The following is a 13926-nucleotide window of genomic DNA, read 5'->3' on the forward strand; positions in this document are numbered from 1 at the left end:
AAGGTTGAGTGTTATTAGCTAAGGATTCTCGGTTGATTCAGGACGTTCTTGGTCAGTCAGCTCAACTCCCTCTGGACAGCAAATATGAAAGAAAGTAGTCATTTTCTCCTCCTATTTATTCACAAAAAAAATAGACTATGCCGTTTCTCAAAACGGATGTCCATATATGGTGTGTAACACTATAAGAAAATACAGTAGATTCATAGGTTGCCATACGGTCCATCCTAAATCCCGAACAGAAAGGACGAACACAATGAAAATTCTCGTCACGGGAGGCACTGGTCTGCTCGGCGGCCGCCTGATCACGAAGCTCGTGGAGGACGGTCACGAGATTTTCGCTCTCACACGCTCCAAATCATCTCAAGTCAAACTCAAGTCCATGGGTGCGACACCAGTCGATGCGGATCTCGAAAGCAACACGCCACTCATATTGCCGGTGATTGATGCGGTTGTGCACGCGGCCGCCCTGTTCCGCTTCTCAGGGCCTCGCGAACCCTTCTTCCGTACCAACGTCGATGGTACCGTAGCCTTGTTGAAGGCAGCTGAGTCCGCCGGTGCGAAGACATTTGTCTACATCAGCGCGGCGGGGATCCTCATGGATAATGGCGGTTCGCCCATCCGCGACGCCAATGAAAGCGCGCCAACTTTCCCGAACCACTTCTCCGCCTACCTAGCGAGCAAGGCAAGGGCCGAGCAATTTGTTCTGGCAGCCAATAAACCCAGCTTTCGCACCATCGCGCTCCGCCCACCTGTTATCTGGGGGCCTGGTGATCCATTTAGTCGAGCGCTTCCCGAAGCAGTCAGATCTGGACAGTTCGCCTTCATCGACCGCGGAGACTACGCTTTTGCAACCTGCCACGTGGACAATGTGGTCGAAGCCATACAATGCACTCTTGAACGCGGAGAAGGCGGTCATGCCTTCTTCATCAAAGACCAGGAAGGGCAGACTTTCCGTGAATTCGTCTCCTTGCTCGCGAACTTGCAGGGCCTGTCCATCGATAAGCTGCGTTCTATGCCCTACTGGATTGCCTCTGCCATTGGCCGGCTGCTTGACACTATCTGGGCCTTGACGCGGAAAGACGGCGATCCGCCGATCTCACGCTCGATGATACGCATGATCGGGCGTGAGTTCACAGTCAACGATACCGCTGCACGTCGAGAGTTGGGCTATGTTGGAAGAACTTTGCGCGACGCCGGCTTGCAAAGCTATGAGGACCCATTTGCTCGACGATAGTGCTTTGGAGGGCGAACGACGGCAATCGCCGGCTATTCGTTCTCGACTTGCTCTTTTTGTCGATGTGGCAGACAGCATCAAAGCCGCGGCGGCAAACCGAGTTTGTAACTCATCATCGAGGATTGTCTGCCTCTTTACCAGGTACCCGGTAAAGAGGCAGACAATCCTCGATAACATTATTTTCTCATCACTATGTATAACTAAGGGGACGGATTGAATTAAGTCTGACACTGGCCTGCGGTATGAGGCTTGATGTAGGTGTATTTATACTCCTTACACAATTTTCACAGCCCGTATGCGCAAGAGTAATTATGGTTAATCGATTGTTAATTATAGTATAAATGACAGAAAAGGAGTCGCGCATGCACGAGTCCGGGCATTATTACCCGCCCTATTTTACAGACTCACCCGTAAACGGGTCCAGCAGCTCTTTCATCGTGAATTGTTCATAATTTTTGTCCTCCACCAACTGGTTAAGGATGTATTCTTCAATCACTTTCTTATATCGCCCGACCGTTTCCACGAAGTACCCTCTTCACCAGAATTGTCGATTACCATTCATATTGGCAAACTTATCGAAAATCATCAAAGAGCTTTTTCTCTCTAAGTAACCCATAAATTCAGATACACTCAACTTGTGCGGGATACTAACCAACATTTGAATTTGAACCGGGCAGGCTTCTGCTTCGACGATCTCTACCCTTTTTCGTTCAAAAAGCTCCCGTATGATCTTTCCTATCTCTCTTTTTAATTTCCCCTAGATGATCTGTCTGCGGTACTTTGGGACAAAGACGATATGATATTTACAGTTCCATTTCGTGTATGCTAGACTGCTTTTGTCCATCCCTTGTCCTCCCTGAATGTTGGTAACGGATGGCAGGGGTTTTCTTTTACAAGAAAAAAAAGCCCACGATTTCTCTTGGGCTTTGCCGGTTTATATCAGAATTATTCAAAATAGTATTCCCCTCAATAAGCGAGTTTGTTTAGTAATATGGTTCCATCATTAAAAACACTGCTACTCCAGTAAAACTGACATATAGCCAAATAAGTCATTGTCAATCGAGCAATGCGCCGATGCTTTTTAATTTGATTCGTCCATCCCCAAACAAGCGTGAATAGGGCTAGCGGTACGATTATTGCGGAAGGATGCTCTGCGAAATTAAAATAAAAAAATAAATGTTCTCGGGAAGATGACTAAATCAAATTTGATACTTCCTTTGTATTCTATCGGTGAAAAAAACAAAAGAAGTATAACAAAATTTACAAAAGGACGTTACTTTTTTATTATTGGCTGGTTGATCATTTGAGTTCATTTGATCCAAACGCCCCTTCTGCAGGCAGTAACCCATACGGTATTTTCGATCAGTTATACGGACGAAAGTAATTTCTTTTTTTCGAGCTTACCATAGACACAAAAGTTCCTTTATCAGACGCATAAGTGACTAGCTCAGTAGGACTCTTTAATTTCAACTTAAAAAGAATGTCATCAGTATGAGCTTCACGGTATCTTCCGGTATTACTAACTGATCGGCGATTTCTTCGATTGTTGAATCCTCTACACAGATTTCTTAATACTGCCGTTTCCTACTAAGAAGGGGCCGTATGCCATGTGGAATATTCTCGGTAACAAATTGCTTTAAAATTTGATATCCGAGCTCTCTCGGCAGAGTCACATCCTCGATCACGAGCGATCTCAGATACTCGTGAAAGGAAGCTGGATGCAGCGACTTGAGCAAGTAACCTTGTGCACCTCTTTTCAGAGCTTCAAAAAAATGCCCAACGTCAGCGCTTTCCGCTTGCAATACGACTAACATTTGGGGATTCATCTTTTTCATTTCTTGAATGGTCTTTATACCTTTCATATCGTGTAATTCAACCGCAACAAGCGCAACCTCCGGCTTTAATGAACCGGCTAGTGATATCGCATCCCTTCCGCAGCCAGTTTCCGCTACGACCTCAAATAGCGGATCCAGCTCCAGCAGATACTTGATCCGCTCTCTATGCTCTTTCGATGGTTCTACAAGCAACACTCTGTTGATATGACTCACCGCTCCACACCCCTTTATGGAACCTTAAAACCTATGCCTGTTGCTATTATCGCATTTTATGTGTTTAGTCGAATGGCCCGAAGTAGTTATTTTCCTCGAAAAATATGACCATTCAGTGTCAATGAAAATTTATAGATCTTCTTAAGACATATTTAATTGGCTCGCCATAATAAATTATTGACATTATTGGCGAATATACCGAATCGGGCGTTTTTACGTATTCCGTATTCAATAATAAATCAGAAATTAAATGCTTAGTCCCCCGTTTCGCCGATTAATTTTAACTCAATTTGTTTCATCTTATAAAAATAGCCGTTTTGCTCCATCAACTCGGAATACGAACCCGTTTCGATCACCCTTCCTTGATCCATAACGACGATTCTGTCCATTCCTTCCAAACCGTTAAGCCGGTGACAAATCAGTAGAAGCGTATTTTCGGAAGCCTGTTCATATAAGTGTGCCAAAACACGTTGCTCTGTCACATAGTCCAGCGAAGAGGTCGGCTCATCCAGCAGCCATAGCTTTCCATTGCGAAGCATGGCCCGCGCCAAGGCCAATCGCTGCTTTTCGCCATCTGATAAATTTTCTCCTTTTTCGTACACGGGGTCGGTTAATGAAGTGGTCGGCAATAGCACTTTAGCGAGGATATCCAACAGGTCGCCGTCAGAATGGTCCTCAGCATCCATGAGCAAGTTATCTCGGATCGTTCCTCGGAAAAAGTGGCTTTGCTGCAGCACGACATTAGCCGTTTTCCAAATGCTCGACTCCTCCAGCTCTTGTACCGATATGCCGTTCAGTCGCAAATCCCCAGCCGTCGGCAAACGCAGCTTGAGCAACAACTCAATCAGTGTGGACTTTCCTGAACCGCTAGGTCCAACAATCGCCGTTTTGGATCCTGGTGGAATTTGCAACGAAAAGTTCTTCAACGCCGGCCTCCACTCCCCTTCATATTGAAAGGAAACGCCGGATAACTCAATAGAAACGGCATGTTCGGTATTCAAAGCGCGACTTGGCTGCACCGGCTGCATGGTAGGAGTTAATACTGCTTCCGTCAGCCGCTTGGCTGCATGTTCGCTATCTTGCTTATATGCTGGCAACGTGGCCATAGCCGCTGCTTCTTCAAATACAGTTAATGAGGCCATGATAAGCATAGCCAGATATACGCCAGCTAGCGTTCCATCCGAAATCAGATAAGCTCCAAGTGCCAACACCCCCCAGGAAATCAGATATGTGACAAAGACATGCATTGATTGTCCACGTAGCAGTTGTCCGGCCGCTCGCTGTTGCTCGGCTGCCAATGTAGCAGAAGCTTGGCGAAGTTGCTGTTCCCGCTGCGCAAGCTGCCCATAAACTTTAAGATCCCGGAAACCATACAACACCTCTGTTAATTCCGTAGACAACAGCGACCGCTGCTTGCGAACATGACCATTTATTTGCCGATATCCTAGCAATACGATTCCCGGCACGACCAATACGGTTCCCAGCATACCGAGTAGCATCAAGCAAGACATCCAGAAAGAAAAGGAGACAGTAGCCAGCATTGTCGTCAAGAAAACCATGACAACAATGATCGGCGGATACGCGACACGTAAAAAGTAGTACTGCAAACTCTCTACATCCCCAACGATTCGCGCAAGCAGATCCCCGCTTCGGTTTTTATTTAAAATGCCTGGCATTAAAGGAATGAGCTTGGCAAAAAAGGATGATCGCAAACGGCTAAGCATAGAGAATGTCGCTCGGTGGGAATATAAGCGCTCGCCATAACGACTCACCGCTCGAAGTAAACCAAGCAGCTTGACCAACGAAGTAAGTACGATCAGCGTATAAAGCGGGGGTGCAAACACCGTTTGCGAAATCAGATATCCGCTCGCAGAAAAGAGGACCACACCAGCGATGCCGGCGACAAATCCGCCTAAAATTGAAAGAATAATATCCTTGCGCTCCCGAATCATAGCATGAGACAAAATGGCCAACTCATTCATCCCGGCACCCCTTTGCGTTGGATATCTACCATCTCTGCATACGCAGGCAGGCGTTTCATAAGCTCGTCGTGATGTCCCGAGCCCACTATGACGCCATGGTCCATAAACAAAATATTGTCCGCATGTCGAATGGTATACAATCGGTGAGCCACCGTAATCATCGTCGCCGATTTTGCCAAGGTTGCAATCGATCGTTGCAGGATGTCCTCGGTTTGAAGATCGAGTCCGACGGTTGGCTCATCGAACAAAATAATGGAGGGTCGCTTCAAAAAAGCCCGTGCTACGGCAAGTCGTTGCTTTTCCCCACCGGAAAGTCCTCTACCACCTTCACCGACTGGCGTATCAAATCCCTGCTCCAGTTGGGATACAACCATCAAAAGACCCGCGTCCGCAGCCGCCACCTCAATTTCAGCCCTGGAGACCTTCCGCCCGGCACCGATCGCGATATTATCGGCGAAGGTACCTGCAAAAATGTAAGGATGCTGGGTAATGTAGCTAATATGTTCCAACCATATCGTCTCATTCTGTTGAGTAAGCGTGTTGCCATTCATTAAAATGGTCCCCGACACCGGTTTTAGTAATCCAGCAATAAGATGGAGCAAGGTTGTTTTGCCGGATCCGCTATGACCAACAAGGGCAATATGATCTCCTGGTCCAATTGTGATAGAACCTGTATTCAGCTCAAATGAGTCAGGTGCATACTGAAACCGGACATTGTCCAGTTCAATGGAGGGCGGCATAGGAAACAGCTTCGGCGGGAATGTCAGGAGCCCTACCGACTGATCTTTCAAATCGTTTCTATCGTTCGTGTCCGTGAGCATGGTTTCAACCTTGCTAATCGCCCCCATACTGGTTCGTCCATTGTGAAAAGCTGTGCCCGAACTCTTTAGTAAGCTGTAAAACTCGGGCACGAGCAACAAAACAAAAAAGGCCGAGTGAAACGACATCGATTTGAAGACAAGCAGCTGAATGGCCAGTTCGAGAGCAACAATCCCGATGCTCAGCATCACAATCGATTCCAGCATGAGGGTATTTGTAAACGCAATTTTCAAAATATCCATTGTGGCATCACGGTATCTTAAGCTACTGCGTTCGATTGCTTGCTGCTGACGGCGGGCCAGTCCGAATATTTTTAATGTAACAAGCCCTTGAAGGGAATCTAGAAATGTACCGGCAAACTCGGCCAACTGCGCGTACTTTTCTTCTGATTTATTTTTCGTTTTCAACCCCACCAAAATCATAAAAATCGGGATAAACGGAGCCGTAGCCAGCATGATAATCCCTGAATTGGCATGTTGGGTAAACGTAACGACTAAAATTAGAATGGGGATAATGACGGTTTCCATCATACGCGGCATGTATTGACTGAAATAACTATCCGCCTCATCCACAGCATCCAGCGCCAAACTGACCTTTTCCCCCGTTTGCCCTCGAAGAGAGGAAGGCATGGAAGCATGCGTAAAATTCTGAAGCACGGCTGCTCGCATATTTTCTTTGGCTGTTGCTGCCATTTGCAAACCAACTGTCCCGTTCCCATATGACAACAGTGTACGTATCGCCATTACGACCAGTAGGATGCCGAGCAGTAGGGCAACCGATGAAAAAGATACTCTCTCCACAAAGATCCGCTGGACGGCTTCAGCCAGCAATGCAGCCTGACTTACAATGGCGGCGCCTAGTGCGAGCGAGATGAATGCCAGGTAAATGAGACGTTTGCGTTGGGCAGTCATCTGTATAGCAATTAAGCTTCTTTTCCCCTTCACCCAACTCAACTCCTTTTATAGTAATAGCCTGCGAGTAATCGGCCTATTTTTTCCCCTTCACGTAATCTGCATCGAACAGGAACAGCTTGAAAACCAAAATAAGGGAAGGAATCAATAGACACATGCCCCCGATAAATACGACAACTAACGCGAAGCCCATTGAGGATGAGGTGACGCTGCTCTGAATCGTAATGTAGGGATCAAGAATATAGGGATATTGCCCAATCCCGAAAGCGAAAAAGGCACAGAAAAATTGCAGCATGATGCAAACAAATGCTAGCCCATAGCGGCGGCCGCGGTATAACAGCCACATCGCAATCATGAAAAAGGCAACAGAAAGTGCAAGCAGCCACCATAAATCCATCATATTTTGATAATGTCGCTCATTGTGTTGCCCCAAATAGATAAAGGTCGTTAGGGCGATAATAATCGCCGGTGTGCTCCAGAAAAGCGCATAGATCCGCATAAGCTTTAGCGCAGCGTGATCCTCTGCCCGTGAAGCGTAAAACGCCAGAAAACAGGCGCTAATAAACAAGACAGACACAATAGCCAATCCAACGATGCTCCATGACAATGGATTGGTCAATAAAGCCCAGTAATCCAGAGAAACCGTCTGATCCTGCTTCAAGATAAAGCCGCCTTCAGACAGGGCCAGCGCCACGGACAATGAAGCTGGGATCAGCAAACCCGATGCGCCGTACAAAAACTGATAGACGATATTTTTTTTGGAACCATAGTTTTCAAATGCATAGAACGAACCGCGAATAGCAAGCAGCACGACCGCAACACTCCCCGGTACAAGCAGCGCCGAGCCATAGTAATAGGCTGTATCCGGAAAAAACCCGATCATGCCGATATAGAAAAAGACGAAAAATACATTTGTGATCTCCCATACAGGTGACAAATAACGAGAGATCAGACGATTAATGAGGTGGTCCTGCTTGGTCAGGCGGGCATAAAAGGCAAAGAAACCGGCTCCAAAGTCAATGGAGGCTATAATAAGATACCCGTACAAAAACAGCCAAAGTACCGAAATCCCAATTAAATCGTAACTCATCAGGCATGTACTCCCTTCCTTGTCCTCTTGTCGTCCGCACGTTGCGCCCACTTCTCCATCTCAGTTTCTGCCGGATTTTTGTTGAATAAGCGCCGAAGAACAAGAACACTAACCACGCCCAATACGATGTAAAGAAAAAGGAAGAGGAAAAAAAGAATTCTCACGCTAGGCGATGTCGTCGCCGCTTCTTCTACACGCATATATCCTCGTAAAATCCACGGCTGCCGCCCCAACTCAGCGTAAAACCAACCCAGCTCAACTCCCAAAAATGCGAGTGGCGCACCTAAAGCAATAATGCGGAGCATCCATTTGTTGTGCTCATTGCGTTTTTTCCAGAATGAAAATAGGAAATACAGAACGGATATGCCCAACAATGCAAACCCGATGCCAGCCATCAAGTCAAAAAAGTAATGTACAAGGAGCGGAGGTTGTTCGTCCGGAGGAAATTCATTCAGACCCGTTACTTTCGCATTGAAGTTTCCAAAAGCCAGGAAGCTGAGAAACTTCGGCAGGTGAAGTGCGCCTTTAATTTTATGCTCGGCATTAAGCCATCCTAATAAAATCAAATCCGCACCGCTCTTGGTCTCAAAATGCCATTCCCCAGCAGCCAGTTTTTCTGGTTGGTGTTTGGCCAAAAATTTGGCGGACACATCTCCAGCAAACGTGTTTAGTGAGCCGAACAACAGGACAACAGTCATCATAAGCTTCAGTGCTTTTTTGTGATATCCCGTAACTCCCTTTCTAAGCATCGTAAAGGCTGCTATTCCTGCTAGCAAAGCTGCTCCTGTGAGATAGGCCGAGTTTAATACATGGAACACTTTAGAGAACGTCGCCGTATTCAGCATCGCTTGCACCGGGTTAACGGCTGTAAATTGTCCACCTTGCATGGTAAATCCCCCAGGTTGGTTCATAAAACCATTCACAGTCGTGATAAAAACAGCAGACATGCCTGCCCCTGCGACAATGGGGATTGTGAGCAACCAATGAATATATGGGTTCTTGAACCGATCCCACGTATACAGATAAATGCCTAGAAAGATAGCTTCAAAAAAGAATGCAAACACCTCCATGAATAACGGAAGCGCAATAACGTTCCCCGCCAATTTCATAAAATTAGGCCACACCAATGCCAGTTGCAGTGAGATTGCCGTGCCTGTTACGACACCGACTGCGACGGATATAACAAACCCCCGCGCCCACCTCTTAGCCATCAGTGTGTAGTGAGAATCTTGCTTGCGGATGCCGATGAGCTCAGCTATCGCGATCATGAGAGGGATACCGACACCAATCGTCGCGAATATCATATGGAACCCTAGTGTCATCCCTGTCACCAATTTGCTCCATAATACCGTATCAATTCCCATTCCTTACTGCCTCCCTTCCAAAGACATTTGTAATCAGTGCTGATTATATCTCTGTCCTTTATTCAGCTCAATCGCGGTCACATCTTCTCCCTTAATCGTTCAAGAATGGAACAATTCTTTCTGACAACTTGATGAAAAATGCAAAAAAAGCTCGATCGAGCTATTGATCGAGCTTGCTTATCATGATAACTTTATCTATTTCTTTGTTTGCTGACGGATGGATTAGAGGAGGTTTGAGGGCAAATATAGAGGGCTATCTTGTGAGGGCAACTATATTTCCAATTACTTTGTTAAGCCCGTATCTCTAACATCCATCATGCAACTTCTGACCAACCTCTCCACGTACTTCATATATCGTTGAATGGGGTAGGCGCTGCCAGTCAATCTGCTTGCCATAATGGCTCCCTCCATCGAGTCAGTCAGAAATGATGCCAATTCAATAGCATCTGTGTCCGGACGAACCTCCGCATTTCGAATCCCCTGATCTAGGATTGACCACACGAATTGAACCATAACTTGATAAGCTTCATGAGCTTTCTGCTGAAGTTCAGGGAACGAACCATCACTCTCTACTGCCGTATTCAAAAGTGGACATCCCCCAGGAATCGGAGGGTTGTTTACAGCATCCTGATAAACTGCAGAGACTTTCATGAGCTTATCAAGCACATTCGTTCCTTCTTGTTCCGCCTGAACAAAAAATTCAAGCAATATCCCTTTTGCCCGCTCAAAAGCAGCAAGTACAATCATTTCTTTGTTTTCAAATCGTCGATAAATCGCACCTTTAGGTAATGCAGTTGCCTGCATTATATCCTGAATTGATGTTTGTGCAATGCCTCTTGTATTAAATAAGAGCATAGCCTCGTTTATGATTTTTTCTCGTATATCGTCTGGCTTATTCATGTTTCTCCTCCTCGTCATGTAAGTTCATCAGTGTTGTATTATTAATATTGTCACAAAATTCCCAAAGTTGTCTATTAGCAAGTAAGCGGTGCTAAAGTATAATGGATTATACGGACCGGACGGTCCGGTCCTAAACCAGTGCCTGTGCCTATTAAAGCGCGTTACCCTGCAAGATAACTTCTACGCTCAGTAAAAATGTCGAATCATTCGATGCTAATTCTAACTTAAGAGAAGGTTGAATGCTATGCCGTTCTTTAAAGTAGGAGCCAACGGAGAGGATCGGTACTAATTGTCAGCAGGCCACTTGAGAGCGCGGCCACCAGATGACAGCATTTGTTCGAAGGCCGAGCGACTTGGCACAACACCCACGGCTGAATATTGTCATTGGTCGCATCTTGGAAGATGACGAACATCTAAGGGCGAGCATGGCCGGGTATGATTCCGTATTCTCTTCACTGGGAACCGGATTATTCATAAAAGGAGGTGGTGGCCTCAAATAATGGAGGCAGCCGTGACGCGTCTTATTTCTGCCATGAATGCAGATAGCGTACAATTGCTTGTAATGCCACTAAGCTATGGCGCTGGCCACACACCAAATATATACGAATTTGCCCCGGCAGCGAGCCATACTGAGCGGGCCAGAGAAGGCTGCGCGGATCGTGATCATTTGGTTATGGTTTTGTGACAGTTCTATCACCGATTTCTCTACACGGATATCGTATTGTTACACTTGAAGAACAACTTTCGCTCTAAACAACATGTAAAGGAGTTGCGCCATGACGATTAGTCACAGTCTCTTGTTCTCGCTTAATTGCTGGTTTTTCGTTTCACTGTTCACATTCACCGGTTTCCGTTTTGCCCAGCTGCACAGTGAACATTATTCTCGCCGATTGATAGGTAACGCGCCTCAGGCTGATGAACGCTAAAAGTGCTTTCCGCCTCCTGATTACCGTTGCTGCAGCCTTCGTCTTCTGGACGCTCTTGAATCGTTTCGCCATGGATCCTGATGCGTCGGTTTTTTTGAGCCACAAGACCAAGCTCACCCGTCCGATGAATTTACCTGTCTGGCTAACTATGCTGAACGTTCACGTCATCTTCGCCTGCATCGCAATCGCTGCGGGCGCAATAAACTTTACTAGTGCCAAGTTCCGTAAGTACCGGAAGACGCATCGTATTCTCGGCTACGTCTATGTCGTCGCCGTACTGGCCGTATGCATCACATCAGGCTATATGGCTCCTTTTGCGACCGGAGGCAAGGTCGTGAGTGTAGCCTTCAATTTGCTTAATATCATTTGGATATTTATAACAGTGAACGCATACTTTCATATTCGACAAGGACGGGTTGAAGACCACCGCCGCTGGATGATCCGCAGTTACGCGTTCTGCTTTACAAATCAGATGATTCATACGCTTATGCCTCTCTTCATCAACGCGCTGGGAATGAGCTATGAGGTCGGATATACTGCGAGTGTTATAGGAACGATCGTCCTTCTTTTCTTGGCGGCGGAATGGATCATTCGGAGACGAAAGGCTGGCGGGAGTACGGTGTCGTTTCGGTGATAATAAACATCCACTGCTTCTTTTGTGGACGGACTCACAAACCGACGATTAAACCGCAACTGTCTAGAGGTACTCGTTCTTTATGAAACGGAGAATTATATTTCACTCCTGAGAAACTCCTTTTTGTATGGGTGCTGTTATGAGTTAAATAGTTCTATTATTAAATAATCTATCCTGCTTTTGGTATTAGATTCTTCTGCCCGTTAGGTGAGCGAAAGGCTGCCGATCGTGCCGGCAGCCTCCCTTTGCTGTGTTTTGAACAAACGTTCACCGTCCCTCGGTTTTAAGGGTTTATCTCACATATACTCACTCATTCGCAGGATTTCATCACCTTTGATCTGATCAAACTTAGGATAAAGAACAGTTGAACCCGGTTGAGGTGGTGGGCTGGGCATGCGGAAATAGAGGACTATCAGGAAATATTCCCCAATTATCTTCTACTGCACGCATACTCCACTAATCCCTTGGCGTTCACCCTCCCATGACTCTACGGGTCACTGCCCTTACAATCCTTCGTTATACTTGTCCAAGGTGTGGAGACCGATCGCGTTTAGCGGATGGGTCTTAGCCCTTAAGGGGAACGAATTCGGTCCTCCGTGCTTTCTTTGTGAAATCCCGCGAACGAGTCAATATACGTGATGTATCTTCATAATCTTAAGCTGCTTCGGCCCAGTTAAAAACGGTTTTCTCTGGCGTAAACTTTTCTCCTCGCTGAACAATACCAACTAGGATCCGTGCTAGTTTCCCAATTAACTTAAAGATAGACTGCTGCTTTTTCATCTTCTTTTCCTGCACATTATGTTCATGCAGATGGCGGAAAACGGGATTATTCCACACGAGTTGAACCGTTGCGAGATAGAGATACTTTCGTAAAGCGGAATCTCCTCGTTTCGAAAGAACGATTTGACCCTTTCGCTTTCCGGACGTACTTTGAGCTAAGTTGAGGCCGGCCTTTCGTAATACCTGACGTCCGTGTGCATACTGCCTTAAATCCCCTGTTCCCGCTAATATGGCTGCGGTGAAAATCTTCCCGAGTCCTTTTATGGTGCGTAGTTGCTGTGCCGTCGGAATCTCTGAAAGCAGTGCTTCGATGTCTTTTTCGATCTGTTCAAGCATCGTGGTTACGCGCTCAAACTCTTCAATGAGCCGTTTTAAGTCTGCTTTCGCTTCTTTTACAGCAGCTTGTTCTCCAACGCTTCGTTTAGCTTGTGCGATCAGCTGCGCGGCCTTCTCGATCCCCGTAGTGCCTCCGGCACGCTGCATATGAACTCGCCAAGCACTAATGACATCCGACACTTTATATTCTTCAAGATCCTGTGGGCATGGGAAGGTCTTGAGCGTCGCCAATGAACGCTTACAGGTCCAGTCTTTGAATACAGATGGATACTCAGGGAAACGGATGTCCAGCCAGCGTACAATTCGATTTTGGAGCCGTACACTATTCGCCACCCAGAATTCTCGGTCACTCATCATGGTCCGCAAACGCTGGAACATAAGTGACTGACGTGTGTACTCGTAGTAGAAGCCTCTGCTAACGGAATCTGCGATGGTAAGTGCATCTTTTGGGTCGTTCTTTGACGGGCTATTATCTCGATTTTCTTTATTCCTTTTCGTAGTGGCTGGATTAACCATAACCACGTGTACGCCTTTATTTGATAACCAGTTGGCCAGGTTAAACCAGTAATGCCCGGTTGGTTCCATGCCGATAATGAGCCTTTTCAATCGATGTTTCTGCTGTAATTCACTCATCCAGCGGCTCAGTTTTTCAAATCCTTCAATACTATTGGAAAATGAGAGATGACGTCTCGAAACCACAATTCCGCGGAAATTCGTAGCCTGTGCGACGTGCGTTTCTTTCGCCATGTCGATCCCTACGATGAGATGCGAGGTGGTAATTTGTTCAATCCGTTGATTTTGTGCGTCTGTTTCCTTAAACTTCATAGTAAGAGCGCCTCCCTGATGTGTTGTCGACAAACCCATCATACCGAGGCGCTCCCTTTTTTACAAAGCTCATTTCT

The 13926-nt window shown here is 46.4% G+C and carries 12 protein-coding genes and 2 pseudogenes; 4 read left to right on the forward strand and 10 right to left on the reverse strand.

What is annotated here, in order from left to right; genetic code table 11:
* Positions 1–253: 253 nt before the first annotated feature.
* On the forward strand, positions 254–1234 hold the full coding sequence (locus tag ACUN27_RS30395; RefSeq protein ID WP_445560116.1) for an NAD-dependent epimerase/dehydratase family protein: 981 nt from the start codon (positions 254–256) through the stop codon (positions 1232–1234).
* A 391-nt stretch (positions 1235–1625) separates the two neighbouring features.
* Here ACUN27_RS30395 and tnpA read toward each other — a convergent pair.
* The 8 genes and pseudogenes from tnpA to ACUN27_RS30435 form a co-directional block, all read right to left on the reverse strand.
* Positions 1626–2078 (reverse strand): annotated as a pseudogene (gene tnpA / locus ACUN27_RS30400) (IS200/IS605 family transposase).
* A 139-nt stretch (positions 2079–2217) separates the two neighbouring features.
* Positions 2218–2412 (reverse strand): annotated as a pseudogene (locus ACUN27_RS30405) (DUF420 domain-containing protein); the annotation flags it as partial.
* A 390-nt stretch (positions 2413–2802) separates the two neighbouring features.
* A complete protein-coding gene (locus ACUN27_RS30410; RefSeq protein WP_445560117.1) occupies positions 2803–3282 on the reverse strand; it encodes a response regulator in 480 nt (159 codons plus the stop codon).
* 254 nt (positions 3283–3536) lie between these two features.
* Positions 3537–5264: a thiol reductant ABC exporter subunit CydC gene (gene cydC, locus ACUN27_RS30415; protein WP_445560118.1), complete on the reverse strand. Its 1728-nt coding sequence runs from the start codon at positions 5262–5264 to the stop codon at positions 3537–3539.
* Positions 5261–7027 carry a thiol reductant ABC exporter subunit CydD gene (cydD, locus tag ACUN27_RS30420; RefSeq protein WP_445560119.1) on the reverse strand — a complete coding sequence of 589 codons (1767 nt, stop codon included), beginning with the start codon at positions 7025–7027 and terminating at the stop codon, positions 5261–5263. Before cydD ends, cydC begins: the two co-directional genes overlap by 4 nt.
* A 43-nt stretch (positions 7028–7070) precedes the next feature.
* Positions 7071–8084, reverse strand: a complete 1014-nt coding sequence (locus tag ACUN27_RS30425; RefSeq protein WP_445560120.1) for a cytochrome d ubiquinol oxidase subunit II — start codon at positions 8082–8084, stop codon at positions 7071–7073.
* The gene (locus tag ACUN27_RS30430) at positions 8084–9448 is read right to left on the reverse strand and encodes a cytochrome ubiquinol oxidase subunit I (protein WP_445560121.1); all 1365 of its coding nucleotides are present in this window, start codon (positions 9446–9448) and stop codon (positions 8084–8086) included. The genes ACUN27_RS30425 and ACUN27_RS30430 overlap by 1 nt, the downstream gene beginning before the upstream one ends.
* A 282-nt stretch (positions 9449–9730) precedes the next feature.
* Positions 9731–10366 (reverse strand): TetR/AcrR family transcriptional regulator, encoded by a 636-nt coding sequence (locus ACUN27_RS30435; protein ID WP_445560122.1) that lies wholly within the window; start codon positions 10364–10366, stop codon positions 9731–9733.
* Between the two features lie 305 nt (positions 10367–10671).
* Here ACUN27_RS30435 and ACUN27_RS30440 point away from each other — a divergent pair, with 305 nt between their 5' ends.
* A complete protein-coding gene (locus ACUN27_RS30440) occupies positions 10672–10848 on the forward strand; it encodes a hypothetical protein (protein WP_445560123.1) in 177 nt (58 codons plus the stop codon).
* Positions 10848–11033 (forward strand): hypothetical protein, encoded by a 186-nt coding sequence (locus ACUN27_RS30445; RefSeq protein ID WP_445560124.1) that lies wholly within the window; start codon positions 10848–10850, stop codon positions 11031–11033. The genes ACUN27_RS30440 and ACUN27_RS30445 overlap by 1 nt, the downstream gene beginning before the upstream one ends.
* 155 nt (positions 11034–11188) lie before the next feature.
* Here ACUN27_RS30445 and ACUN27_RS30450 read toward each other — a convergent pair whose 3' ends face one another.
* Positions 11189–11377 carry a hypothetical protein gene (locus tag ACUN27_RS30450; protein ID WP_445560125.1) on the reverse strand — a complete coding sequence of 63 codons (189 nt, stop codon included), beginning with the start codon at positions 11375–11377 and terminating at the stop codon, positions 11189–11191.
* A gap of 21 nt (positions 11378–11398) precedes the next feature.
* Between ACUN27_RS30450 and ACUN27_RS30455 the strand changes: the two genes are divergently transcribed.
* Positions 11399–11908, forward strand: a complete 510-nt coding sequence (locus ACUN27_RS30455) for a DUF2306 domain-containing protein (protein ID WP_445560126.1) — start codon at positions 11399–11401, stop codon at positions 11906–11908.
* Between the two features lie 654 nt (positions 11909–12562).
* Here the strand turns inward: ACUN27_RS30455 and ACUN27_RS30460 are convergent.
* Positions 12563–13849: an IS110 family transposase gene (locus ACUN27_RS30460; RefSeq protein ID WP_445560127.1), complete on the reverse strand. Its 1287-nt coding sequence runs from the start codon at positions 13847–13849 to the stop codon at positions 12563–12565.
* Positions 13850–13926: the final 77 nt, after the last annotated feature.

It is taken from the genome of Paenibacillus sp. WC2504 (assembly GCF_052682475.1).

Bases quoted from the DNA above. Each gene is read 5' to 3' on its own strand.
- ACUN27_RS30440 (WP_445560123.1), top strand. From the start codon at position 10,672: ATGACAGCATTTGTTCGAAGGCCGAGCGACTTGGCACAACACCCACGG.
- ACUN27_RS30445 (WP_445560124.1), top strand. From the start codon at position 10,848: ATGGAGGCAGCCGTGACGCGTCTTATTTCTGCCATGAATGCAGATAGC.
- ACUN27_RS30425 (WP_445560120.1), bottom strand. From the start codon at position 8,084: ATGAGTTACGATTTAATTGGGATTTCGGTACTTTGGCTGTTTTTGTAC.
- cydC (WP_445560118.1), bottom strand. From the start codon at position 5,264: ATGAATGAGTTGGCCATTTTGTCTCATGCTATGATTCGGGAGCGCAAG.
- ACUN27_RS30460 (WP_445560127.1), bottom strand. From the start codon at position 13,849: ATGAAGTTTAAGGAAACAGACGCACAAAATCAACGGATTGAACAAATT.
- ACUN27_RS30395 (WP_445560116.1), top strand. From the start codon at position 254: ATGAAAATTCTCGTCACGGGAGGCACTGGTCTGCTCGGCGGCCGCCTG.
- ACUN27_RS30430 (WP_445560121.1), bottom strand. From the start codon at position 9,448: ATGGGAATTGATACGGTATTATGGAGCAAATTGGTGACAGGGATGACA.
- ACUN27_RS30455 (WP_445560126.1), top strand. From the start codon at position 11,399: ATGAATTTACCTGTCTGGCTAACTATGCTGAACGTTCACGTCATCTTC.
- ACUN27_RS30435 (WP_445560122.1), bottom strand. From the start codon at position 10,366: ATGACGAGGAGGAGAAACATGAATAAGCCAGACGATATACGAGAAAAA.